General features: G+C 41.1%; 21 protein-coding genes and 1 pseudogene. 17 read left to right on the plus strand and 5 right to left on the minus strand.

Features of this window, described 5'->3' with window-relative positions; translation table 11 throughout:
* Positions 1 to 273: pseudogene (locus PAUR_RS15110) on the minus strand (signal recognition particle-docking protein FtsY); the annotation flags it as partial.
* Between the two features lie 260 nt (positions 274 to 533).
* On the opposite strand from PAUR_RS15110, the gene rsmD reads away from it, so the two are divergent.
* The 15 genes from rsmD to serA all read left to right on the plus strand — a co-directional run bounded on the left by rsmD (position 534) and on the right by serA (position 15,566).
* Positions 534 to 1,136 carry a 16S rRNA (guanine(966)-N(2))-methyltransferase RsmD gene (gene rsmD, locus PAUR_RS15115; RefSeq protein WP_192508960.1) on the plus strand — a complete coding sequence of 201 codons (603 nt, stop codon included), beginning with the start codon at positions 534 to 536 and terminating at the stop codon, positions 1,134 to 1,136.
* A 125-nt stretch (positions 1,137 to 1,261) separates the two neighbouring features.
* On the plus strand, positions 1,262 to 1,477 hold the full coding sequence (gene rpsU / locus PAUR_RS15120) for a 30S ribosomal protein S21 (protein WP_010362466.1): 216 nt from the start codon (positions 1,262 to 1,264) through the stop codon (positions 1,475 to 1,477).
* Positions 1,478 to 1,497: 20 nt separating this feature from the next.
* Positions 1,498 to 1,944, plus strand: coding sequence for a GatB/YqeY domain-containing protein (locus PAUR_RS15125; protein WP_192508602.1), 447 nt, complete (start codon positions 1,498 to 1,500; stop codon positions 1,942 to 1,944).
* Between the two features lie 104 nt (positions 1,945 to 2,048).
* Positions 2,049 to 3,806: a DNA primase gene (gene dnaG / locus PAUR_RS15130; protein ID WP_192508603.1), complete on the plus strand. Its 1,758-nt coding sequence runs from the start codon at positions 2,049 to 2,051 to the stop codon at positions 3,804 to 3,806.
* 104 nt (positions 3,807 to 3,910) lie between these two features.
* Positions 3,911 to 5,749 carry an RNA polymerase sigma factor RpoD gene (gene rpoD, locus PAUR_RS15135; RefSeq protein WP_192508604.1) on the plus strand — a complete coding sequence of 613 codons (1,839 nt, stop codon included), beginning with the start codon at positions 3,911 to 3,913 and terminating at the stop codon, positions 5,747 to 5,749.
* A gap of 78 nt (positions 5,750 to 5,827) precedes the next feature.
* The gene (gene prmA, locus PAUR_RS15140) at positions 5,828 to 6,712 is read left to right on the plus strand and encodes a 50S ribosomal protein L11 methyltransferase (protein WP_192508605.1); all 885 of its coding nucleotides are present in this window, start codon (positions 5,828 to 5,830) and stop codon (positions 6,710 to 6,712) included.
* Between the two features lie 252 nt (positions 6,713 to 6,964).
* Complete coding sequence (gene dusB / locus PAUR_RS15145) at positions 6,965 to 7,936, plus strand: tRNA dihydrouridine synthase DusB (protein WP_192508606.1); 972 nt, start codon at positions 6,965 to 6,967, stop codon at positions 7,934 to 7,936.
* Positions 7,937 to 7,954: 18 nt separating this feature from the next.
* Positions 7,955 to 8,245: a DNA-binding transcriptional regulator Fis gene (gene fis, locus PAUR_RS15150; protein ID WP_005491017.1), complete on the plus strand. Its 291-nt coding sequence runs from the start codon at positions 7,955 to 7,957 to the stop codon at positions 8,243 to 8,245.
* Positions 8,246 to 8,494: 249 nt separating this feature from the next.
* A complete protein-coding gene (purH, locus tag PAUR_RS15155; protein ID WP_192508607.1) occupies positions 8,495 to 10,081 on the plus strand; it encodes a bifunctional phosphoribosylaminoimidazolecarboxamide formyltransferase/IMP cyclohydrolase in 1,587 nt (528 codons plus the stop codon).
* A 97-nt stretch (positions 10,082 to 10,178) separates the two neighbouring features.
* Positions 10,179 to 11,012: a class I SAM-dependent methyltransferase gene (locus PAUR_RS15160; RefSeq protein WP_192508608.1), complete on the plus strand. Its 834-nt coding sequence runs from the start codon at positions 10,179 to 10,181 to the stop codon at positions 11,010 to 11,012.
* Positions 11,013 to 11,027: 15 nt separating this feature from the next.
* Positions 11,028 to 12,311 (plus strand): phosphoribosylamine--glycine ligase, encoded by a 1,284-nt coding sequence (gene purD, locus PAUR_RS15165; protein ID WP_192508609.1) that lies wholly within the window; start codon positions 11,028 to 11,030, stop codon positions 12,309 to 12,311.
* A gap of 122 nt (positions 12,312 to 12,433) precedes the next feature.
* The gene (locus PAUR_RS15170) at positions 12,434 to 12,973 is read left to right on the plus strand and encodes a hypothetical protein (RefSeq protein WP_192508610.1); all 540 of its coding nucleotides are present in this window, start codon (positions 12,434 to 12,436) and stop codon (positions 12,971 to 12,973) included.
* Between the two features lie 2 nt (positions 12,974 to 12,975).
* The gene (locus PAUR_RS15175) at positions 12,976 to 13,596 is read left to right on the plus strand and encodes a 5-formyltetrahydrofolate cyclo-ligase (RefSeq protein WP_192508611.1); all 621 of its coding nucleotides are present in this window, start codon (positions 12,976 to 12,978) and stop codon (positions 13,594 to 13,596) included.
* A gap of 74 nt (positions 13,597 to 13,670) precedes the next feature.
* The gene (rpiA, locus tag PAUR_RS15180) at positions 13,671 to 14,324 is read left to right on the plus strand and encodes a ribose-5-phosphate isomerase RpiA (RefSeq protein WP_192508961.1); all 654 of its coding nucleotides are present in this window, start codon (positions 13,671 to 13,673) and stop codon (positions 14,322 to 14,324) included.
* A gap of 12 nt (positions 14,325 to 14,336) precedes the next feature.
* Positions 14,337 to 15,566: a phosphoglycerate dehydrogenase gene (serA, locus tag PAUR_RS15185; protein WP_192508612.1), complete on the plus strand. Its 1,230-nt coding sequence runs from the start codon at positions 14,337 to 14,339 to the stop codon at positions 15,564 to 15,566.
* Between the two features lie 79 nt (positions 15,567 to 15,645).
* Here the strand turns inward: serA and PAUR_RS15190 are convergent, their stop codons facing one another.
* Positions 15,646 to 16,566 (minus strand): hypothetical protein, encoded by a 921-nt coding sequence (locus tag PAUR_RS15190; RefSeq protein WP_192508613.1) that lies wholly within the window; start codon positions 16,564 to 16,566, stop codon positions 15,646 to 15,648.
* A gap of 13 nt (positions 16,567 to 16,579) precedes the next feature.
* Positions 16,580 to 17,950, minus strand: coding sequence for a DNA repair protein RadA (gene radA / locus PAUR_RS15195; protein WP_192508614.1), 1,371 nt, complete (start codon positions 17,948 to 17,950; stop codon positions 16,580 to 16,582).
* Between the two features lie 209 nt (positions 17,951 to 18,159).
* On the opposite strand from radA, the gene PAUR_RS15200 reads away from it, so the two are divergent.
* Positions 18,160 to 20,655, plus strand: a complete 2,496-nt coding sequence (locus PAUR_RS15200; protein ID WP_192508615.1) for a PilZ domain-containing protein — start codon at positions 18,160 to 18,162, stop codon at positions 20,653 to 20,655.
* Positions 20,656 to 20,674: 19 nt separating this feature from the next.
* Here the strand turns inward: PAUR_RS15200 and ampE are convergent, their stop codons facing one another.
* A complete protein-coding gene (ampE, locus tag PAUR_RS15205; protein ID WP_192508616.1) occupies positions 20,675 to 21,529 on the minus strand; it encodes a beta-lactamase regulator AmpE in 855 nt (284 codons plus the stop codon).
* A gap of 13 nt (positions 21,530 to 21,542) precedes the next feature.
* Positions 21,543 to 22,082, minus strand: a complete 540-nt coding sequence (gene ampD / locus PAUR_RS15210) for a 1,6-anhydro-N-acetylmuramyl-L-alanine amidase AmpD (RefSeq protein ID WP_192508617.1) — start codon at positions 22,080 to 22,082, stop codon at positions 21,543 to 21,545.
* A gap of 140 nt (positions 22,083 to 22,222) precedes the next feature.
* On the opposite strand from ampD, the gene nadC reads away from it, so the two are divergent.
* Positions 22,223 to 23,080 carry a carboxylating nicotinate-nucleotide diphosphorylase gene (gene nadC, locus PAUR_RS15215; protein WP_192508618.1) on the plus strand — a complete coding sequence of 286 codons (858 nt, stop codon included), beginning with the start codon at positions 22,223 to 22,225 and terminating at the stop codon, positions 23,078 to 23,080.
* The last annotated feature ends 203 nt before the right edge of the window (positions 23,081 to 23,283 follow it).

Genomic DNA, 23,283 nt, shown 5'->3' on the forward strand with positions numbered 1-23,283 from the left:
GGCTTCGACTCTTTCGGCTTCTGCTCTTTGCGCTTCTGCTCTTTCAGCTTCTGCTCTTTGCGCTTCTGCTCTTTGCGCTTCGACTCTTTGCGCTTCGACTCTTTGCGCTTCTGCTCTTTCGGCTTCGACTCTTTCAGCTTCGACTCTTTCAGCTTCAAGTTGCTTTGCTTGCTCTTTAGCGAGTTGCCCTTCTTGTGACTCTTGTTGTGCTTGCTGTTCAGCTTCTTTCTTGCCAAAACCTAACCAAGACAAAAATTTATTCTTTTTTCCCATACTCGCTAAATACCATGTCAATAAATCTGATAAACTAAACTACAGTTTTGAGTTAACTCCGATGACAGAGCCTGCCCAAAACAACGTGTATGATCAGCCTTACCTTCCTACTTACCAATAGTTAGCATTAAAAGTAAGGAGATAAAGCTGACCTAAAATTAAAAATTGCTGCGCAGTGTAACATGTTCCTAAGGGATGAAAAATGCACGCTAAGTGATTTATAACATATGAAACATTCAGATAGTGCGAACTGGCATACAATGAGAAAGAAAACCCCTGTTAAAAAAGTAAACGCCGATGGATTTATTCGAATTATTAGCGGAAAATTCCGAGGCAGAAAGCTGCCAGTTAAAAACGTAGAGGGGTTAAGGCCCACAACGGATAGAATGAAAGAAACTGTGTTTAATTGGTTAATGCAAGATACCAGAGACGCCAGAGTATTAGACTGCTTTGCGGGTTCTGGTGGCCTTGGTTTTGAAGCAATATCACGCTTTGCTGAGCATACTGATTTTATCGAATTAGACAAATATGCTGCGGCACAAATACAAAAAAATATCGATACATTAGAACTAAACCACGCACAGGTATTTAATAACAATAGTATTACTCTTTTAGAAAAAGGAAATACAGGCAAACCATATAGCTTAGTATTTGTAGATCCCCCTTTTAGAAAAGACTTCGCACACCTTTGCTGTCATGCTTTAGAAACCCACAATTGGCTTACTAATGACGCTATTATTTACGTTGAAATTGAAAAAGAGCTCGATTTTAGCGCCCCAAAAGAATGGCAATTGCTAAAAGAAAAGCAAGCAGGACAAGTACTTTGTAAGCTATATCAACGTTCAGCGCTAGCAAGCAATTAATTTGCACTAATTTAAGCTTTACATATGGTAAGGCTTCAGATTACAATACCGCACCATTTTTGAACCACTTGATCAATCTTTGATCAGCGTGAGCATAGCTCATTAATTAGGTAGGTGAATTTTTAATGCCAGTAATTAAAGTAAGAGAGAACGAACCGTTTGACGTAGCACTTCGTCGTTTCAAGCGTTCATGTGAAAAAGCAGGTATCCTTTCAGAAGTTCGTCGTCGCGAGCATTATGAAAAACCAACAGCAGAGCGTAAGCGTAAAAAAGCTGCTGCAGTAAAGCGTCATATGAAAAAGCTTTCTCGCGAAAACGCACGTCGCGTTAAATTATACTAATTTGTTTAGGTCTTGTATAAATGAGCCTTTTAACTAAGCTAAAAGACGCACAGAAAGATGCCATGCGCGCAAAAGACAAGATTCGTCTTGGTGCAATTCGTATGGTACTTGCTGAAATTAAACAGCGTGAAATTGATAACCGTGTAACACTAGATGACGCAGGTATTACCTCTGTACTAGTGAAACTGGTTAAGCAACGTCGTGACTCATATACTCAGTTTACTGATGCTGGTCGCGAAGATTTAGCTGAAATTGAAGCTAATGAAATCAAGGTGCTTGAAACTTTCTTGCCTCAGCCTTTGACTGATGAAGAAATCATTGCTTTGATTGATTCTGCTGTTACCGATACTGGTGCTGCAGGTATGCAAGACATGGGTAAAGTTATGGGTATAATCAAGTCTAAAGCTGAAGGTCGTGCCGATATGGGCAAAATCTCAGGTTTAATTAAACAACGGTTAAGCGCATAGTCCCAACATACATAAAGTATGATTAAGTAAACCGAGCCTTGCGCTCGGTTTCTTCGTATAAGCATTAAATTTTTGTTAGGAACGCTACAATAGCGACATAGCATATGGCTGGAAAAATCCCAAGACAATTTATTGATGACTTGCTTGCCAGAACCGATATTGTCGATCTTATAGACGCACGTATCGGATTAAAAAAAGCAGGTAAAGATTATCAAGCTTGCTGTCCATTCCATAACGAAAAATCTCCTTCTTTTACCGTCGCTAGAGACAAACAGTTCTATCATTGTTTTGGCTGCGGCGCGAATGGTAATGCTATTTCATTTATTATGGAGTACGACAAGCTCGAGTTTGTTGATGCAATCGAAGAGCTGGCAAACTTACTTAACCTCGAAGTACCTCGAGAGCATGGCTCTGGAGCTCCTGAACGCAGTATTGAACAAAAACGTTCAGATTATGACTTGATGTTACAAACCGCACAGTTTTATCAGCATCAACTTAAACATCACAAAAATGCAGCTAATGTAATTGAGTATGTCAAAGGTCGAGGGCTCTCAGGAGAAACCGTTCAACGTTACATGATGGGCTATGCACCTCCTGAATGGGAAAGCTTATGTCAACAAATCGGCCGCACAAACGCACATAAACAGCAGCTCGTTGAATTAAAGCTCGCCTCAGAAAAAACACCAGGTCGACAGTTTGATTTTTTCCGTGACCGCTTAATGTTCCCTATCAGAGATAAACGAGGACGTGTTATTGCCTTTGGTGGGCGTGTAATGGGCGCAGATCAAGGACCTAAATACTTAAACTCCCCAGAAACCCGTATTTTTCACAAAGGGTTTGAGCTGTATGGTTTATACGAAGCTAAACAAGCGAACAATAAACTTGAGCAAATCCTCATTGTTGAAGGGTATATGGATGTAGTCGCACTTGCTGAGCAAGGAATTTCTTATTCAGTAGCAGCTTTAGGCACAGCAACAACCGCAGAACATATGCAAACTCTATTTCGCACAACCGACAAAGTAATATGTTGCTACGATGGAGATAGAGCTGGGCGCGATGCTGCATGGCGCGCACTTGAACATGCTTTACCGAACTTAAAAGACGGGAAAGCATTACAATTTGTATTTTTACCTGATGGCGAAGATCCTGACTCATTAGTGCAGAAAGAAGGTAAAGATGCATTTGAGGCCCGCTACCACTCAGCTGATGATTTCTCTAAAGTACTTTTTAATAAATTAGCACAAAGCTGTGAATTAACTTCAGATGCTGGCAAAGCTAAATTAATGAGTGATGCATTACCACTCATTAGTAAAGTACCCAGCGAGTACTATCAAGAAGGTTTGCTTAATACCCTTGCAAAATTAATAGGCCGTACACGTGAACAGCTAAGTACAAAACTCACGACACCAAAGCAACAGCAAAACATTGAGCGCAAATTTAAAGTCACTCCGATGCGCAGAGCGATAGGTTTACTTGTACAATATCCTAAATTAGCAACAAATATTGAGTACTTACCTGACTTAGCATTAATGAAAATACCTGGTATTGAATTGCTATTAAGACTTCAATCAGTATGTTTACAGCATCCACAATACACGAGTGCTCAACTCCTAGAATCTTTTCGTGATCAGCCTGAATATGACTCCTTGAGAAAACTCGCAGTGTGGCGCCATGACATCGATGAGCAAGCTCTAGTAAAAGAATTTCAGCATACTTTCAAATTTATTGAAGATCAGTGTTTAAATTTTCGGTTAGAGACACTATTAATAAAAGACAAAACTCAGGGCCTAAATAGTGATGAAAGACTAGAATGTGCATTATTAACTAAAGCTTTGACTAGCAGAAGAACTAGTCAAAATTAATTTTTGCTGTTATAATGTTCTATTCACGTGCGTCACGTAAATTATTCAGGTGTAGTAACTGGCGCCTGTTGTATCAACTTATCAGAGTGGAAGCATAATTCTCTATGGATCAAACTCCTCAGTCACAACTCAAACTTCTGATTCAGAAAGGTAAAGAGCAAGGTTACTTAACGTTTGCAGAAGTTAACGATCACCTTCCACAAGACATAATAGACTCAGATCAAGTAGAAGATATTATAAGCATGATCAATGATATGGGTATTAAGGTTGCTGAAAATGCGCCTGATGCCGATGAATTGATGATGCAGGAAACTACAACCGATGAAGACGCAGCTGAAGCTGCTGCTGCGGCATTGGCAACGGTAGAAAAAGAAATTGGTCGTACAACAGACCCTGTGCGTATGTACATGCGTGAAATGGGTACTGTTGAGCTATTAACTCGTGAAGGCGAAATAAAAATCGCTAAGCGAATTGAAGAAGGTATCAATCAGGTACAAATCTCTGTCGCAGAGTACCCTGAAGCAATTACTTATTTACTTGAACAATGGGATAAATTTGAAGCAGAAGAAATGCGCCTTAGTGACATTGTTTCTGGTTTCTTTGATCCTGATGCTGAAGAGACACAAATTACTGCAACACACATTGGTTCTGAGCTAAGTGATAAAGATTTAGCCGATGAAGACAATGAGTCTGACGACGACGATGACGAAGATGAGGTAGACACAGGGCCAGATCCTGAAGAAGCGCGCGAGCACTTTGAAAAGTTACGTTCGTTATATACAGCAGCTCGTAAAGTATTTGAATCTAAAGGCCGTTCACACCCTGATGCGCAAGTTGCAATTCAGGAAATTGGTGACTTATTCCGTACTTTCAAACTTGTACCTAAACAGTTTGATCGTATGGTTAACAATATGCGTGAAATGATGGACCGTGTTCGGGTTCAAGAACGTATTGTTATGAAGCAAGCTGTACAAATAGCAAAAGTTCCAAAGAAAACATTTGTTAAGCATTTCGCCAACAACGAAACGGATATGGCATGGGTTGACGCTGAAATCGCTGCTGGCGAAAAATATTCAGCTAAACTAGCTGAAGTAAAGCCTGAAATCGAACGCTGCATCAATAAACTGAGTGTAATTGAAGAAAGTACCGGTCTGAGCATCGAGCGTATAAAAGACATCAACCGTCGCATGAGTATTGGTGAAGCAAAAGCTCGCCGTGCGAAAAAAGAAATGGTTGAAGCAAACTTACGTCTTGTAATCTCTATTGCGAAAAAATACACCAACCGAGGCTTACAATTCTTGGATCTGATCCAAGAAGGTAATATTGGTTTGATGAAAGCGGTAGATAAGTTTGAATACCGCCGTGGTTATAAGTTCTCAACTTATGCAACGTGGTGGATCCGTCAGGCTATTACACGGTCAATTGCTGACCAAGCACGAACAATCCGTATTCCTGTGCACATGATTGAAACGATTAATAAATTAAATCGTATTTCACGTCAAATGCTGCAAGAAATGGGTCGTGAGCCTAGCCCTGAAGAGCTGGCTGAGCGCATGATGATGCCAGAAGACAAAATTCGTAAAGTACTGAAAATTGCCAAAGAGCCAATCTCAATGGAGACGCCCATTGGTGATGATGAAGACTCACATCTTGGTGATTTCATCGAAGACACAACGATTGAGTCTCCGATTGATTCAGCAACAATGGAAAGCCTTCGTGGTGCCACCAATGAAGTGCTGGCAGGCTTAACAGCAAGAGAAGCGAAAGTATTACGTATGCGTTTTGGTATTGATATGAATACCGACCATACACTTGAAGAAGTAGGTAAGCAGTTTGACGTAACCCGTGAACGTATTCGTCAGATTGAAGCGAAGGCATTACGTAAGTTACGCCACCCTTCTCGCTCAGATCTATTAAAAAGCTTCTTAGATGTAAAAGGCTAACCCCTTTTTACAAAAAGATTTTTATCTAAAAAGGCCGCTTTAGCGGCCTTTTTGTTGACATATTTATTAGGAATAATCATGGCTTGGATCCAAATCCGAATTCACGCAAACAAAGACTCTGCCGACCAACTTAGTGACTTATTACTGGATGTTGGCTGCCCTTCAGTGACCTTTATGGACGCCAGCAATAATCCTGTCTACGAACCTAAGCCAGGCGAAGTGATCTTATGGCCTGATACGCTTGTGATTGGCCTTTTCGATGCAGCTCATGATATGGATGTAGTCGTTGCTTACCTCAAAGCCAATAGTGACTCTGAGCTTACCTATAAGATTGAGCAGCTTGAGGACAAAGACTGGGAACGTGAGTGGATGGATAACTTTCACCCAATTAAGTTTGGCGAGCGCCTGTGGATCTGTCCAAGCTGGCGAGATATTCCTGAACCAGATGCAGTCAATGTATTACTCGATCCTGGCCTTGCGTTTGGCACCGGGACTCATGCTACCACATCACTGTGCTTAAAGTGGCTAGAACGCCAAGATTTAACCGGTAAAACCGTCGTTGATTTTGGCTGTGGCTCAGGCATCCTAGGCATTGCAGCCATTAAGCTTGGCGCTGAGCGCGTGATCGGTATCGATATCGACCCTCAGGCACTCGCTGCAAGTAAAGATAATGCAGGGCGCAATGGTGTTGCTGATCAGCTTGAAGTCTATTTACCGGAAAACCAACCTGAATTTAGTGCTGATATTGTGGTTGCCAATATTCTCGCTCAACCTCTGCGAGAGCTGCACGAAATCATTTTAGCATTTCTAAAACCAGGTGGTGAAATCGCCATGTCAGGAATTTTAGAAGAGCAAGCTCAGTCTGTTGCAACAGTTTACGCGCCATTTATTCAACTTGATGACATTGCACAAGAGGGTGAATGGACACGTGTAAGTGGCCATAAAAATATCCGTGAGAGTTAGTAGTTTGTAACTGGTAAAGCCTCGCTTTAACAGGCTTTACCATTTATTTTCATAAAACAGTCTGAACATTTTTCAATCACCATGAAAAATTTAGATTAAAAAACAGTCAAATAAATCGAACTCTCAAACTGTTATAAAAAGTCAACCCACTAAGTTTAAAAAAAAAGCAATAATGTTCAATTTATAGCCTTTGATTTTTGCAAAAAAAGCCGTAAACTTAGCGCCCCTTGAAAAGAGGCAGATTGAACTACTGTGCGTATTGGTCCTTACCAACTTGATAACAACATTATTGTGGCCCCTATGGCAGGGATCACAGATAGACCGTTTAGACAACTTTGCCGCCAATTAGGGGCTGGGTTAGCTGTTTCGGAAATGATGTCTTCAAATCCAAAGGTATGGAAAACTGACAAATCGATGAACCGCATGGATCATAGTGGTGAGTCAGGCGTTCGTTCAGTACAAATTGCTGGTGCCGATCCGGAATTAATGGCGCAAGCAGCTCAGTTCAATGTTGCAAATGGGGCACAGATCATAGATATCAATATGGGCTGCCCCGCAAAGAAAGTGAATAAAAAGCTGGCAGGCTCAGCATTGTTACAATATCCAGATTTAGTGGAAGAGATAGTTGATGCGGTAGTAAATGCTGTTGAAGTACCTGTAACACTTAAAATCCGCACAGGATGGAATACGGAAAATCGTAACGGGGTTGAGATTGCCAAAATTGCTGAACGTAATGGCATTGCTTCACTTGCTGTACATGGCCGCACAAAAGCGTGTATGTACAAAGGTGAGGCTGAATATGTCACGATTAGGGATATAAAACGTTCGGTATCAATACCTGTGGTTGCCAATGGTGATATCACATCACCAGAGAAAGCGAAGCAGGTACTGGAATATACGGGTGCAGATGCCATCATGATTGGTCGAGCCGCCCAAGGTCGCCCTTGGATTTTTAGGGAGATAGACCACTTTTTGCGAACTGGAAAACACCTACCTACGCCAGAAATATCTGAAGTACGTAGTATTTTGATGGAGCATTTAATTAATCTTCATCAGTTTTACGGGGAGCCAATGGGAGCGCGTATCGCACGTAAACATGTATCTTGGTATTTGCAAACCCATGACCAAGCAGGTCAGTTTAGGCGAGTATTCAATGCCCTCGAAGCGCCAAATGAGCAAATCGAGGCATTGGAAAAATACTTTGAAACACTAGCAGCTAACTAAGAAAGAAAGAGACATACGATGTTCGAACAAAATGTGACTTCTCCATTTATCACTAACGCTCATGTTCAGTCACAAGAGAAACCGCAACCTTTACGTGATGCAGTAAAAAAAGCTGTTCATCACTATTTAAAGCAGCTTAATGGTCAAGATGTACAAGACGTATACGACCTTGTTCTTTCTGAGCTAGAAGCGCCATTACTTGAAGAAGTAATGACATACACACGTGGTAACCAAACACGTGCAGCAATCTTACTTGGTATCAACCGTGGTACTCTTCGTAAGAAGCTAAAAAAATACGGCATGAACTAAGCACTCGCTTAATTCATCCTAAATACAAAAAGCACTTTAATTGTGCTTTTTGTATTTTATTCCTCTCATTTTGATTTCCAGCATTCTTCCTTGGCACTTAATCCAGACATTAAACCCTTGCTAACCAAATAAATTGTAATTTTCTCAACTGCACTTTTGCCTTTTCCATCGTTTTCTTGTTCCAGATAGGCTAAAATAGCGCCCTTCTAAGCTAGCCCTTAACTTATCATTGAGGAAACCCTAACCATCATGGATATACATCGTCCAATTCGTCGCGCACTATTAAGTGTGTCAGATAAAACCGGTATCGTTGAATTAGCCCAAGCACTAAGTGCGCAAGGCGTTGAGATTTTATCAACTGGCGGTACATACAAATTATTAGCTGATAACGGCATTGCTGCCACGGAAGTATCTGACTATACAGGTCACCCTGAAATCATGGATGGTCGCGTTAAAACACTTCACCCTAAAGTACACGGTGGCATATTAGCCCGTCGCGGCCAGGATGAAGGCGTTATGACAGAAAACGATATTTCTGCAATTGACATGGTTGTGGTTAACTTATACCCCTTTGCACAAACTGTTGCAAAAGCTGACTGCAGCCTTGAAGACGCAATTGAAAACATTGATATCGGCGGCCCAACTATGGTCCGTGCAGCAGCAAAAAATCACAAAGATGTGACTATTGTTGTAAATGCACAAGATTACACCCGCGTTATTGCTGAATTGAATGAAAACAATGGTTCAACAACTTACCAAACGCGTTTTGATCTTGCCATTGCTGCCTATGAACACACCGCACAGTACGACGGAATGATTGCCAACTATTTTGGTAAAATGGTGCCTGATTACACTGAAGAAGCCGCTACTGAGACTAAATTCCCGCGTACTATCAATATGCAATTCACTAAAAAGCAAGACATGCGCTACGGTGAAAACTCTCACCAAGACGCTGCTTTTTATGTTGAAAATGATTTGCAAGAAGCGTCTGTTGCCACAGCAGCACAATTACAAGGTAAAGCGCTATCTTTCAATAATATTGCTGACACCGACGCAGCACTAGAGTGTGTAAAAGAATTTGACGCACCTGCGTGTGTTATCGTTAAACATGCAAATCCATGTGGTGTTGCTGTTGACGAAAACATTTTAGCTGCATACGACAGAGCATTTAAAACCGATCCAACGTCTGCCTTTGGCGGCATTATCGCATTCAACCGCGAGCTCGATGCAACAACCGCTGAAGCGATTGTGGCACGTCAATTTGTAGAAGTAATCATTGCCCCAAGTATAAGTGAAGAAGCGGCGCAAATTGTTGCTGCAAAGAAAAACGTTCGTTTACTAGAATGTGGACAGTGGGATGCGAAAACAACCCAATCTGATATCAAGCGCGTCAATGGTGGTATTTTAGTTCAAGATCGCGACCAAGGCATGGTAACGCTTGGTGATTTAACCGTGGTTTCAAAACGCCAACCGACAGAACAAGAACTGAAAGATCTGCTATTTTGCTGGAAAGTCGCTAAATTTGTTAAGTCTAACGCAATTGTTTATGCCCGTGACGGAATGACAATTGGTGTTGGTGCAGGTCAAATGAGCCGTGTTTACTCTGCTAAAATTGCAGGTATTAAAGCTGCTGATGAGAACTTAGAAGTAAAAGGTTCAGTCATGGCATCTGATGCATTCTTCCCATTCCGTGATGGTATTGATGCTGCAGCGGCAGCGGGTATTACCGCCGTTATACAGCCTGGCGGCTCAATGCGCGATGAAGAAGTTATTGCCGCAGCAGATGAAGCTGGCATGGCAATGGTATTAACTGGCATGCGTCACTTCCGTCATTAACCTACTCGCACGAAGCGTTTATCGTTTCGTGCTTTTTGTTTGCCCTAAATTCAAGTATTCTGCTTAAAACACAATCACAAAAGTGAAGGACAGAAAAATGAAATTTGGATTAAAAACACTGCTTGCAGCAAGTATCGTAGCCGCTATTGCTGGCTGTGCTAGTAATGGAAGTTCAAGCTCTCAAGCCGCATCTGAACTCGTTTCTGCTGCAAATAATGCTGAGCGTGCGGAAAAAAATCGTGCGCGTGATCAGTATCGAAACCCTGTTGAAACACTTGATTTCTTCGGTCTACAAGCTGATATGACCGTGGTAGAAATTGCACCAGGGGGAGGATGGTATTCTGAGATACTTGCACCTGCTGTTAAAGGCAACGGTACTCTGTATGCTGCGCACTTCCCAGCAGACTCTGAGGTTAAGTACTATCAACGTTCTTTAGCTGGCTTTAAAGATAAAGTTACAAAAGATAACCGTTTTAGCGAAGTGAAAATAACCGAATTTGCACCGCTTACACATTCAGATATCGCGCCGACAGGCTCTGCTGATATGGTGCTTACATTTAGAAATGTCCATAACTGGTATATGCGTCAAGGTGATGAAGGTGTATTAAATGCATTCCAAGCATTTAACAAAGCACTCAAACCAGGCGGTGTACTCGGTGTAGTTGAACACCGTTTGCCTGAACATCGTGATGATGCAGATCAAAAACGATCTGGCTATATGAAACAAAGTTATGTCGTTGATATAGCGAAAAAAGCAGGATTCGAATTAGTGGCTGAAAGTGATGTGAACGCTAACCCCTTAGACAGTGCTAATCACCCAAAAGGTGTTTGGACATTGCCACCACGCTTAGCATTGGGTGATAAAAATGCAGATCAATATAAAGCGATTGGGGAAAGTGACCGCATGACGCTCAAATTTAAAAAGCTTTAATAGGAAAATTAAGCCATGAATGTACTGGTCATTGGCAGTGGCGGTCGTGAACACGCTCTTGCGTTCAAAGCCGCTCAAAACCCTTCAGTAAAAACTGTTTTTGTCGCACCTGGTAATGCAGGTACGGCGCTTGAGCCTAAATTAGAAAATATTGATATCAAGGTGGAAGATCTAGATTCACTGGTATCTTTTTCAAAAGAAAACAATGTTGAACTTACCATTGTAGGCCCAGAAGTACCCTTGGTGCTAGGTGTTGTTGACCGCTTCCGTGAAGAAGACCTTGCGATTTTTGGTCCTACTGCTGCAGCCGCACAACTTGAAGGATCAAAGTCGTTCACCAAAGACTTTTTAGCGCGACATAACATTCCTACTGCTGACTACGAAACTTTTGAACAGATCGAGCCTGCGCTTGCGTACTTGCAAGAAAAAGGTGCTCCGATTGTGATCAAAGCAGACGGCTTAGCGGCAGGTAAAGGTGTCATTGTCGCCATGACAGAAGCTGAAGCTGAAGAGGCCATTCGCGACATGCTCGCTGGTAATGCATTTGGTGAAGCTGGTAGCCGTGTCGTAATTGAAGAGTTTCTTGAAGGTGAAGAAGCTTCATTTATCGTAATGGTTGATGGCAAAAATGTGTTACCGTTCGCCACCAGTCAAGATCATAAACGTGCATTTAATGGCGATTTAGGTCCAAACACTGGTGGTATGGGGGCATACTCTCCAGCACCCGTTGTCACAGGCGACATTCATCAACGGATCATGGATGAGGTTATTTTTCCAACCGTCAATGGTATGGCAAATGAAGGTAACCCATATACAGGCTTTTTATACGCAGGTCTGATGATTGCTGCTGATGGTACACCTAAAGTGATTGAATATAACTGTCGTTTTGGTGACCCTGAAACGCAACCAATTATGCTTCGTTTGCAATCAGATCTTGTTGAATTGATTGAAGCCGCTAACCGACAAGAGCTTGATAGCACACCAATTAAATTTGACCCACGTGCAGCTGTTGGTGTGGTATTAGCAGCGAAAGGCTACCCTGCAAGTTATCCAAAAGGCGATGTTATCTCTGGATTACAGGTGAGCTATGCTGAAGGCGAAAAGGTATTTCACGCTGGTACCAAGCAAGACGGTGAGCATGTTGTTACAGCCGGTGGGAGAGTGTTGTGTGCAACCGCACTAGGACATACGGTGACTGAAGCACAAAAGCGTGCATATGCTTTGGCTGCAGATATAAAATGGGATGGTGTCGAATATCGTACTGATATAGCCTATCGTGCCATCGCTAGAGAACTATAGTTATCTCTAATAAGGCCAGCGCTCGTTGGCCTTTCTTTTATTACCGCACTATCTGTGTGATTCGCATCACATGAAAAATTGGGTATACTCAATCCAATAGTATAATTATTAGGATTGCGCTCATGACGGACAAATATCGCGTTGTATTTACGAGCTTAAATGAAGGTATCTCAGCCGCAGAAGCGACCACAAAGTTAAGCCAAAAGCTGAAAATTCCAGAGTCAAAAGTACAAGCGTTCTTTGCAGGCAAACCCCTATTCTCCATCGCAGATAAAGAAAAAAGTACTAAGCAGCTTAAACTACTTGCTTCATTGGGCATACAAGCAAAACTTCAACCAGCTAGTTCTCCCTCTACTTCACAGCTCGCTCAAAGCCAACGTGATGAGAGATTGTTTGGTGCCTTAGACTATATTACAAGTAGTTTAATTCGAATTGAAGAACGTTTGGAAGAATTAGAGCAGCGCCTTCCTGAACAACTCCCTGAAAGTAATGAAAAAGCCTCAGAACAATGGGAAGATGATGAACTCTTCGAAGAGCTTGAATTAGACTCCCCTCCCCCGAAGCGCAGCAAAACAGTTCAATATGGCTTGGGTGCGATACTCATCATATTATTAATCATATTGGCACTTGCGATTGCTTTTCCTAACCTCGTAGCAATGTAACTATGAGTAACACATTTCAATATGCTTGCGATAAACATAGGCAAGATCGCGCAACAATTCGCCAGTCAGTTAGAAATGCACGTAAATCCCTGACGTGTGAAGAGCAAAAAACAGCCGAAACAGCCCTTTGTATTAATTTTTCTCAACATGTAAAACCACCTAAAAACGCCAAAATCGCCCTTTATTTAAGCAATGATGGAGAACTCAAAACAAACAAATTAATTCAGTATCTTATAAAAGAAAATCACACTGTATACCTGCCTGTAATCCACCCTTTTAACGGCACTACATTACTATTTCAAAAGTATGAAGAAAATTCACCCATGATCCATAACCGCTATGCTATCTTGGAACCTGAGTTGAATTGCAGTCATATATGCCCTTTGTACTCTCTAGATTACTTATTTACACCACTGGTTGCCTTTGATGAGTTTGGGAACAGACTTGGTATGGGGGGGGGCTATTACGATAAAACTTTGGCCAATTATTATCGTAACAACATCGCAAAGCCCATTGTCTTTGGTTTAGCTCATGACTGTCAAAAAGTTGAAAAGTTACCAATAGCGGCTTGGGACGTGCCACTGCAACATATATTAACGCCCACTAAATTTTATACTTGGTAAATTATATCTCAGGTATTTAATCAGATATTTTGCGGTATACTGCGATAAATTTTGATAACAAAGTGAATTGCGTGATGACCCAAGATGAAATGAAAAAAGCGGCTGCATGGGCTGCACTGGATTACATACAAGAAAATACTATCGTTGGCGTAGGCACTGGGTCTACCGTTAACCATTTTATAGATGCACTTGGCTCAATTAAAGACACCATTAAAGGCGCTGTTTCTAGTTCTGAGGCATCTACAGAGAAGCTTAAAGCACTCGGTATTGAAGTATTTGAACTCAATGATGTGGCTCAGCTCGACGTTTACATAGATGGCGCTGATGAGATAAATCATAGTAATGACATGATCAAAGGCGGTGGTGCTGCTTTAACTAGAGAAAAAATAGTTGCTGCAGTAGCAAATAAATTTATCTGCATCGTTGACAATACCAAGCATGTCGAAACACTTGGTACTTTTGCATTGCCCGTTGAAGTTATTCCAATGGCGAGAAGCTATGTCGCACGAGAATTGTTAAAGCTAGGTGGCGATCCGGTATATAGACATGGCGTAACAACGGATAATGGCAATGTTATCTTAGACGTTCATGGCTTAAGTATCTTAGAGCCAAAGCAACTTGAAGAGAAAATAAATCAAATCGTGGGCGTAGTGACAAATGGCTTATTTGCACAACGCGGCGCTGATATTGTTATAACCGGCACCCCTGAGGGTCCCAATATAAATTAACAGGAATGAGACATGAGTACGGTATCGTTAGCTAAAGAGAAAATCAAAATACTACTCCTAGAAGGTATTCACCAAAGTGCTGTAGAAACACTTAAACGTAATGGTTATAGTAATATTGATTATGTCAAAACGTCGCTACCTGAAAGTGAATTGATTGAGCGGATCAAAGATGTCCACTTCGTTGGGATCCGCTCTCGTACACATTTATCTCAGTCAGTGCTTAACGCAGCAGAAAAGTTAGTCGCAGTGGGATGTTTCTGCATTGGGACTAACCAAGTTGCACTCAACGCTGCAAGAGAGCGTGGTATCGCTGTATTTAATGCCCCTTTTTCGAATACCCGTTCTGTTGCAGAGCTGGTATTAGGTGAGATCTTATTACTGCTTAGAGGGATCCCACAAAGAAATGCGATGGCACATCGTGGAGAATGGCTAAAATCAGCAATCGGCTCGTATGAAGCTAGAGGTAAAACTCTCGGGATCATTGGTTATGGACATATTGGCACTCAACTTGGGATCATGGCTGAAAATATCGGAATGCGAGTAGAGTTTTACGATATTGAAGATAAGCTCACTTTAGGCAATGCACAACAAGTACAGAACTTAACTCATTTGTTACAACGAGCTGATGTTATTAGTCTCCACGTTCCTGAAACACCATCGACTAAGAACCTCATTGGCTTAGCTGAGCTAGAGGTTATGAAACGCGGCGCTATTTTAATCAACGCGTCTCGAGGTACTGTTGTCGATATTGATGCATTAGCTGAATCTTTACGTGACCAAAAATTAGCTGGAGCTGCGATTGATGTATTCCCTACAGAGCCTAAATCTAACGATGAAGAGTTTATTTCCCCATTACGAGAATTTGATAATGTGATTTTAACTCCACACGTTGGCGGTTCTACACAAGAAGCACAAGAAAATATTGGTATTGAAGTCGCTGGAAAAATTGCTAAATACTCTGATAATGGCTCAACTTTAAGTGCAGTTAACTTTCCTGAGGTTTCTTTACCTGAGCTTGCTAATCGCAGCCGTTTACTCCATGTACACCAAAACCGCCCCGGAGTATTAACGCAAATAAACCAAGCTTTTGCGCAACACGGTATCAATATTGCTGCGCAATATCTACAAACTGACGACTCCATTGGTTATGTCGTGATTGACGTAGATAGCGATCATTCAGAAGTCGCATTAAAAGAGCTCAGCGCGGTGGAAGGGACTATAAGAGCACGTATCTTACATTAATAGTGACTCACAGATAGGTGTAATTAGTGCTTAACATGACTAAATACACCTGCTCATCGGATAAAAGTCAGTTGTTAAGCTATTTTCCGTGAACTTCCAAGTTCATTAATTTAGCTAATTCTTCAGGCTGTCCTGCAAGAGACATTACATGTTGTGATACTGTTTGAATATCACTATCACCCGGTAGAGATACTGAAACACGCAGTGATTCTTTTCCTTGTGCAAATGCAACAATTGCGTCCTTTGCAATCTGTGGAAGCGGCGCTTGTGTCAGTTGCATTTGTAGCATATTTTCAAAGCTCACTTGATCTAGTCCAGCCATCGCTACTTGATCACTCAATAGTTGTGCCAATTGGCCTTTATTTTCGATCTGAAGCTGTAAAGATTTTGGAGCTAGTTGCTGCATTGCGCCCATAAGTCTAGTTTGTATCTGTAGCTGTTCTTCCACCGTTAACGCGGCAACACTTTGCTGCTTTTGCATATCAAAAGATACATCCATTAAAGGGCCGCTATTGTTGAGCTCCATATCAAAGTCAAACTGTGCAATATTATGTGCTGCTAATGCCAACTTTAATTGGCTATATCCTGTTTCAGCATCAAAGGCCAATGACGTACTAAAATCATACTTCGCATCCAATAAAGGCTTGGGCGTATCAAGACTGTTGTTTTTAATCGCTTCAAAGAGCGAAAAACCATGGATGTTAACTTGCGTAAACTCACTAATGCTTTCTTCTTCATAACCAATAAGAACAATTTCATCAATTCCAAAAGCCGATACACCTTGTGGGTCCGAAACCATCAGACCATTGACAACAATATTACCATTAAACATATTCACTGAGGCATCGGCATAGTCAAACTGCATACCTGAATCCCCAACAGCAATAGCTAGTTGGGTTTGTAATTTCTCATCAACAACTTGATTCATATGTGATTGCAATGCCACATACCCTGCTGCAAGTGCGCCTGTGACTAACAACATAATGACTGATTTTTTCATCTATTTTTCCATTTTAAAATAAAGCTTCAAGGGCATCACTTAAACAGTTAACAGCGATGACTTCCATACCCTCGATGATTTCCTTTGGTTTATTTGCGCTTGGTACAATAGCACGTTTAAAGCCATGCTTAGCAGCCTCTTTTAACCTTTCCTGGCCACTGGGTACAGGCCTAATTTCACCGCCAAGCCCGACTTCACCAAATACCACTAACTCACGGTCTAATGCATAATTCTTAAAACTCGACACCAGTGCGGTAATAAGTGCTAAATCAGCACTTGTTTCCGACACTTTAACGCCGCCCACAACATTGACGAACACATCTTGGTCAGCAACTTGCAAACCTCCATGGCGGTGCAAGACAGCGAGTAACATAGCGAGTCGATTTTGTTCCAAGCCAACCGTTACCCTTCTAGGGTTTGCGAGCTGTGAATAATCCACCAGCGCCTGTACTTCAACAAGCAATGGACGCGTTCCTTCCCAAATAACCATCACCAAAGATCCTGGTGTTTGCTCCTCTCCTCGATTAAGGAAAATAGCCGATGGGTTACTGACCTCTTTAAGCCCTTGCCCTGTCATCGCAAAAACCCCCAACTCATTGACGGCTCCAAAACGGTTTTTGTTACCTCGTAAGGTTCGAAATCGACTGTCGCTACTCCCTTCAAGTAAGATAGAACAATCTATACAGTGCTCCAATACTTTAGGGCCCGCAAGAGAACCATCTTTTGTGACATGACCAACCATGAAAATAGCAACCTGATTTTGCTTCGCAAAACGCGTTAAATACGCCGCACTTTCTCGCACTTGAGATACACTTCCAGGGGCTGATTGAACATCACTCATATGCATCACTTGAATTGAATCAATAACCATAATGCTTGGCTTTTCTTTCAACGCTAACTGACAAATCGTTTCTACATTGGTTTCAGCTAATGTCCTTAATTTGTTGGTCGGTAAACCTAACCTATGGGCTCGCATAGCGACTTGCTGCAGAGACTCTTCACCTGTCACATAGAGCGTGTTCATTGATTCAGCAAGTAAACACATCGTTTGCAACAACACTGTACTTTTACCGGCTCCGGGAGATCCCCCTATCAAAATTGCACTTCCAGGTACAACGCCGCCCCCAAGCACTCGATCGAACTCTTTAAAACCTGTTGAAAAACGAGGTAGACTTTCTAAATTCACTTCATCCAGAGTTTGTACTGTTGCTTCAACCATACCTGCATATCCAGACATTGCTGAACCTTTTGGTGGTGCTTTCACCGACGGTACTCTAAACTCTGTCACTGTATTCCAAGCGCGACATTCTGAGCATTGCCCTTGCCAACGCGCAAATTCCGCACCGCAATCATTACACACAAACGCAGTTTTCTTTTTCACCATAATAAAGGCACACTTATTGCTTAATTAATTTTTAATCTAACTTATCCGGCAATATATACGAAATACTGGCACTAACAAGCTGAGTTTCTGTAATTGTTTACGAATAATGTTAACTATGACCTAATATTGTCATAGTATTGGCTAAGTATTTAGAAAATTATAACGATATAGCCTCAGGGCAAGAATACAGGTAAGAATACGGTTCATTTATGGCTGAAGATAAGCTGCAAAAATATCAACCCCTCATCGACGATTTAAAGTTGCAATTAGGCGATCCTAATTTTGACCAAATTTTTGCACAAACGACTTCTTCGCTGTCAAAACCAGATCAATTCTTATTAAAAATGGAAATGTCTCGACTCTCTCAGCCAGTAGCCCGATTTATTGACTTACGAGGCCAAGTCTCTGGTGAAGTTAAACCTTACGAACATGATGGTAAGCAGCACTTTATGGACAATGTTGCTATTGATGTATTTGAGGAAGAATTAGCAAGACATGGAAAATATACTTTAGCCGTATACGAAGCAGTAATGCACACTGAAAATAATTACAAGGTGATGCAAAAAAACCAAGATGAGCAAGGGGCGTCTTCACAATCTGAAAAGCAGCTAGCCAATGGAACAAAGCTTATACGCTTTGCTTCCTATGAAAGCCGCTGTGAAGAGCGAATGAATTACTCGATTAAAATTACCGTTGACTTAGGTAAAGAAGGCACTGTATCAGCCACTACATCTGACATTTCCCTCAGTGGTGCAAAGATAAAGCTTTCTCCAAATTACTCTCCTGTACCAGAGCAACTCATTGGTATTAGATTGGTTGGCTTAGAACAAGACTTTGAGTTGGGATTAAAAGGAGGCGTTCAATATGAAGTTGTTGCTGTTGAGCCTGTTTCTAGGGACTACCAACACATACGTCTAAAACGGACCTTTATTGAAAATAACTCTGGATTTGATGAATTTTTACAGAGCTTTATACATGGAAATAAGCGCCGCTATAAAATAAATCTCGATAACACAATGGATGCGGTTGTATGTAAAGGATATGAACAATTTTATTTACCTAGGGTGAGCTCATTATTCATATACTTCGCAAAGAAAGGCAAACATTTACTTCCGACCATTGCGCTAACGAATGAAAATAACGCATACATAAACTACTACTTTGAAGACGAACGTAAAATTTCATGCTTATATAGTATTTTTAGTCAAAGTAGGTTAGCGCGAATACTTGCATTTCCAAACGCCGTCAAAGAAGCGACGGTGTATACTTTCACACACTCCAATGGTGGCAAAATATACTACTATTCAGCCTTTGGATATGAACTTGACGAACATCCAGAACTCAAAGCCTTGTTTCTTGGCTTTGGTAGCCAAAAAGAGAGCTGGCGTACCTATAAAGTTCAGCTCATGCCTAGCCATCACGAAGATGCCTTTATTCCTCTATCTTTACCTCTTAGCGCAGGAAAGAATGTCGAAAAGCTCAACAAAAGACCGACGCCTCGAGTGCAAGGTATTATCCAAGACGTAAAATTCTTGATGTTACTAACTGATATTTCAAGTAAACAGCAATTAAATGCTTATCAAGCCCATCAATTTGATAGCAACTCAGTAAATAAGCTAAAAGCATTTGGCCATGGCAAAGCGACAAACCCGCCATCACTCGAAGTTGTTGCGTTAGAATACGTAAATTTACGCTCTCATAAGCGCTATTTATACAAAACAGCCGTCACCATGCACGTTGATTCTGAACACGCTGACTCTGGTAATACCCGAGACTTTTCAGTGATGGGGTTACAGCTCGAGACACCATCACCTTCGACCGTTAAAAAAGGTGATATTGTTCATTTAGAACTGCCCGATTTGCAAAAAATAACCAAACAACATCAACTGAATAACCTTAGATATGAAGTTATGGCTGTCAGTAAGTCTAAAACCATTATCAATCTCAAGGTCAGCAGGTTAACAGATTTACCTCATGTCGGAATGGAGTTTTTTAAACAGCTTATCGATATGAACAAAACTAAGCTGCACGCATGTGAAGAAACACCAAAAATCCCGGGGTTATCTACTGCACTCAGAAACATGGTCACAAAAAGTGTATGCCAATTTCCACTATATATTCATAAAGAATCGGCACTATTTAATATTGGTGCTATCGGCCTTGGCCTATACCCAACAAATCTGCACAAATTATTAATGGCCTATCATAAAGGGGGCGTTGAGCACTTAGATGCCACCAATCTGTTCCCTGAGAACTTCATTGAAGAGCATTTAAACGAGGCATTCCGTCATATTAGCCGCCAAGATAAGCCTTTAAAATATACTGTATTTGTTCGTTTCGACAGTACCAAAGAACACCTATCCGATGCGATAAAAAGTCAATGTATTGCTTTTGATGAACCGATAGAGCCGCTTTACTTATTTTTGAAAAAAGCGATTAAGAAAGACATACTATTTGTATTCCATTTGCATATTTCAAAAACCGGTCGTCCTGATACCGATTATTTGGCAAATGAATTACGATACGTCAGTCACTACGCATTACACAAAGCTAAGGATCTAGAAGAGGCACTTTGGTCTGTAACCGGTGTGTGTGACTTAATCGATATTAGTGATGAAGCAATACGTCAACTTGATGTTGAGCCGCGACTTATCAAAGCCATGTTAGAACGCAAAAAACAGTGGTTAGACGGGCTTCTGCATTAATCAGGGCCCGTATATCACGCTAAGCTAACAACCCAAATAGAGTTAAAGCTGCAACAAGTGCTAAAAACAGCAATACATTACGTTTCACTAATCGCATCATGCATGTTGCCTCATAAGTACATCCAACATATTGCTGCTCTATTTGCTCTGCTGCTAACGCGGTTGTCGTTACAAGTTTGCGGTTTGATGTTGAAAAGTCCAGTGCATACTTAATAAAATGGTGTGTTCCTTTAGAGAAGTTACCAATAATCAAGTAACCAAAACTCGTAAGTCGTGCAGGTAGCCAGTTTAATATAAACAATAATGCATTTAATCGTACTTGATGGCGTGCATAAGGTGATGTTTGTGATTGCTCACTCGCAATATCAAACGCTGAACGAATTGATGCATATAACACCGCGCCGGGTATGCCTAATAGCACAAACCAAAACATCACAGCACAATAATAGCGGAAGTTTATCCATGCTAGCGTTTGCCCGAACCACTCCCCGTCTTGCTCACACTCAGTCCTAATTTGGCCCATTTGCAACGCATAAAGTGTCGCGGCTTCTTTGTCTCCGCGCGTTAAGGCATTTAGATAGCCTTTATACTTTCTCCTCGGCACGGCACACCCAAAACATATAAGGAGCAAAACAGTATTTATAGTGAACTGCCAAACTATGAAATCTGAAACTTGATATACCGCAGCAATCAAAAGCACGGGAAGCAGTAAATAAGATATGAACCCCATATCTTTGTTTAACAATTTACTGATAGTCTTATTGTCATAGCCTGCTTTCAAATAACGCGTCAAATAATAATCTATTTGCCAATGTAAACTACGTGCACCTAATCGCTCTAATGCCAAAGCAAGAATAATAGAGATTAAGATCATAAACTGTCTCTTTTTATGTAATTAAATCTAAAAGTTTTTGCCACTTAAATATAGCGCCAGGGTCTGTTTTTCTTCCCGGTGCTATATCACAATGCCCCACAATTCTATCCAGTGAAATAGCAGGATAATAGTGCCTAATTTCTCGGATCAATGCAGCTAAACTAGCGTATTGCTCAGAGGAATACTCTATGCAGTCTGTTCCTTCAAGCTCTATTCCTATACTAAAGTCGTTGCATCTTGCTCGTCCAGCAAACTCTGAGACCCCAGCATGCCAAGCCCGTTTACCAAATGGGACATATTGCAATACGGAGCCATCTCTGCGAATAAAGCAATGCGCCGACACTTTTAATCCTCGTAAATCAGAAAAGCTCGGATGTGCATCACAATTTAGCTGCCCAGTAAATAAACTATCAACATAAGGCGTACCAAATTGCCCCGCTGGTAGTGAAATATTATGAATCACCAACAATGATATCTCTTCACTATCTGGTCTGTCATCAAAAAATGTACAAGGACGAGGAGATGCCAAATTCGACCAATCTCGTTGAGCCATGTCGTTCACTTATTTAATCATTTAATCTATTTTTACCATAACAAGCTTTATTTAAATTCACTACCTTGATTGTGTAATAGTCCGCTACGCAGTAAAATTTACTGAATTCTCTTAAATATAAACATATAAGTGACGGTACTATGCAAAGCCAACTCATCACATCTGAACTCATTACTTCATTGGTGACCCAAGCATTAAATGAAGACTTAAATTTTCAAACAGCCAGTGATGGTGATATTACCGCACAATTGATCCCTGAAACACAACAAGCAAATGCTTTTGTTATTACGCGTGAGGATTGCATATTTTGTGGCGCAGACTTAATTTTAGAAGTATTCAAACAGGTTGACCCGAGTGTTGTTGTGAATGTATTAGTCAAAGATGGTGAGAAAGTGACTGCAAATACTAAATTATTTACAGCTAAAGGGTCGGCCCGCGCAATATTAACTGCTGAGCGTACCGCTTTAAACTTTGTCCAGTCACTCAGTGGGACAGCAACCACAACCGCACAGTACGTTGCAGCACTTGCAGGCAGTAATACACAACTACTTGATACGCGAAAAACAATCCCAGGCCTACGTGCATTGCAAAAATATGCGGTCACCTGTGGCGGTGGTAAAAACCATAGAATAGGTTTATTTGACGCTTTTTTAATAAAAGAAAACCACATCGCTGCATGTGGTGGGATAAATGCAGCTGTCGCTCAAGCCAAAGCGAATCATGCAGACAAAGCGGTAGAAGTTGAGGTCGAAAACTTAGATGAGTTAAAGCAAGCGCTGGAAGCAGGTGCAGATATTATTATGCTTGATAATTTCAGCGTGCCTGATATTCAAAATGCTGTAGCACTCACTCAAGGGAAAGCCAAATTAGAAGTCTCTGGTAATATGACAATCGAGACCCTTACTACTTATGCGCAAGCTGGCGTGGACTTTATTTCTAGCGGTGCACTTACAAAAAACTTACAAAGTATCGACCTTTCCATGCGTTTCGATACTTAATCGAGATCAATAAGAGGGTGATCAAGTCAAAAATAGCCACCTAATCAATTGACAGGTAAGTGAAAAAAAACTTTAATACGAACAAAGAACCAGAATGTAACAAAAAATTTATCAATAATGGTTAAATTGATGATAAAGTATGGTTAGTTTCAGCTTACCGCTTAGTTACAGGCTAAAATATCATTAATTTTTCTTGTTACTAT

The sequence above is a fragment of the Pseudoalteromonas aurantia 208 genome (genome assembly GCF_014858725.1).
GTDB lineage: Bacteria > Pseudomonadota > Gammaproteobacteria > Enterobacterales > Alteromonadaceae > Pseudoalteromonas > Pseudoalteromonas aurantia.

What these genes read in the sequence shown, in the direction of transcription:
- dnaG (WP_192508603.1), top strand. Translation starts at nt 2,049, where the DNA reads ATGGCTGGAAAAATCCCAAGACAATTTATTGATGACTTGCTTGCCAGA.
- PAUR_RS15175 (WP_192508611.1), top strand. Translation starts at nt 12,976, where the DNA reads ATGAGTAACACATTTCAATATGCTTGCGATAAACATAGGCAAGATCGC.
- PAUR_RS15200 (WP_192508615.1), top strand. Translation starts at nt 18,160, where the DNA reads ATGGCTGAAGATAAGCTGCAAAAATATCAACCCCTCATCGACGATTTA.
- PAUR_RS15190 (WP_192508613.1), bottom strand. Translation starts at nt 16,566, where the DNA reads ATGAAAAAATCAGTCATTATGTTGTTAGTCACAGGCGCACTTGCAGCA.
- rpiA (WP_192508961.1), top strand. Translation starts at nt 13,671, where the DNA reads ATGACCCAAGATGAAATGAAAAAAGCGGCTGCATGGGCTGCACTGGAT.
- prmA (WP_192508605.1), top strand. Translation starts at nt 5,828, where the DNA reads ATGGCTTGGATCCAAATCCGAATTCACGCAAACAAAGACTCTGCCGAC.
- purD (WP_192508609.1), top strand. Translation starts at nt 11,028, where the DNA reads ATGAATGTACTGGTCATTGGCAGTGGCGGTCGTGAACACGCTCTTGCG.
- PAUR_RS15160 (WP_192508608.1), top strand. Translation starts at nt 10,179, where the DNA reads ATGAAATTTGGATTAAAAACACTGCTTGCAGCAAGTATCGTAGCCGCT.
- serA (WP_192508612.1), top strand. Translation starts at nt 14,337, where the DNA reads ATGAGTACGGTATCGTTAGCTAAAGAGAAAATCAAAATACTACTCCTA.
- radA (WP_192508614.1), bottom strand. Translation starts at nt 17,950, where the DNA reads ATGGTGAAAAAGAAAACTGCGTTTGTGTGTAATGATTGCGGTGCGGAA.
- PAUR_RS15125 (WP_192508602.1), top strand. Translation starts at nt 1,498, where the DNA reads ATGAGCCTTTTAACTAAGCTAAAAGACGCACAGAAAGATGCCATGCGC.
- rpsU (WP_010362466.1), top strand. Translation starts at nt 1,262, where the DNA reads ATGCCAGTAATTAAAGTAAGAGAGAACGAACCGTTTGACGTAGCACTT.
- rsmD (WP_192508960.1), top strand. Translation starts at nt 534, where the DNA reads ATGAGAAAGAAAACCCCTGTTAAAAAAGTAAACGCCGATGGATTTATT.
- fis (WP_005491017.1), top strand. Translation starts at nt 7,955, where the DNA reads ATGTTCGAACAAAATGTGACTTCTCCATTTATCACTAACGCTCATGTT.
- ampD (WP_192508617.1), bottom strand. Translation starts at nt 22,082, where the DNA reads ATGGCTCAACGAGATTGGTCGAATTTGGCATCTCCTCGTCCTTGTACA.
- purH (WP_192508607.1), top strand. Translation starts at nt 8,495, where the DNA reads ATGGATATACATCGTCCAATTCGTCGCGCACTATTAAGTGTGTCAGAT.
- ampE (WP_192508616.1), bottom strand. Translation starts at nt 21,529, where the DNA reads ATGATCTTAATCTCTATTATTCTTGCTTTGGCATTAGAGCGATTAGGT.
- PAUR_RS15170 (WP_192508610.1), top strand. Translation starts at nt 12,434, where the DNA reads ATGACGGACAAATATCGCGTTGTATTTACGAGCTTAAATGAAGGTATC.
- rpoD (WP_192508604.1), top strand. Translation starts at nt 3,911, where the DNA reads ATGGATCAAACTCCTCAGTCACAACTCAAACTTCTGATTCAGAAAGGT.
- nadC (WP_192508618.1), top strand. Translation starts at nt 22,223, where the DNA reads ATGCAAAGCCAACTCATCACATCTGAACTCATTACTTCATTGGTGACC.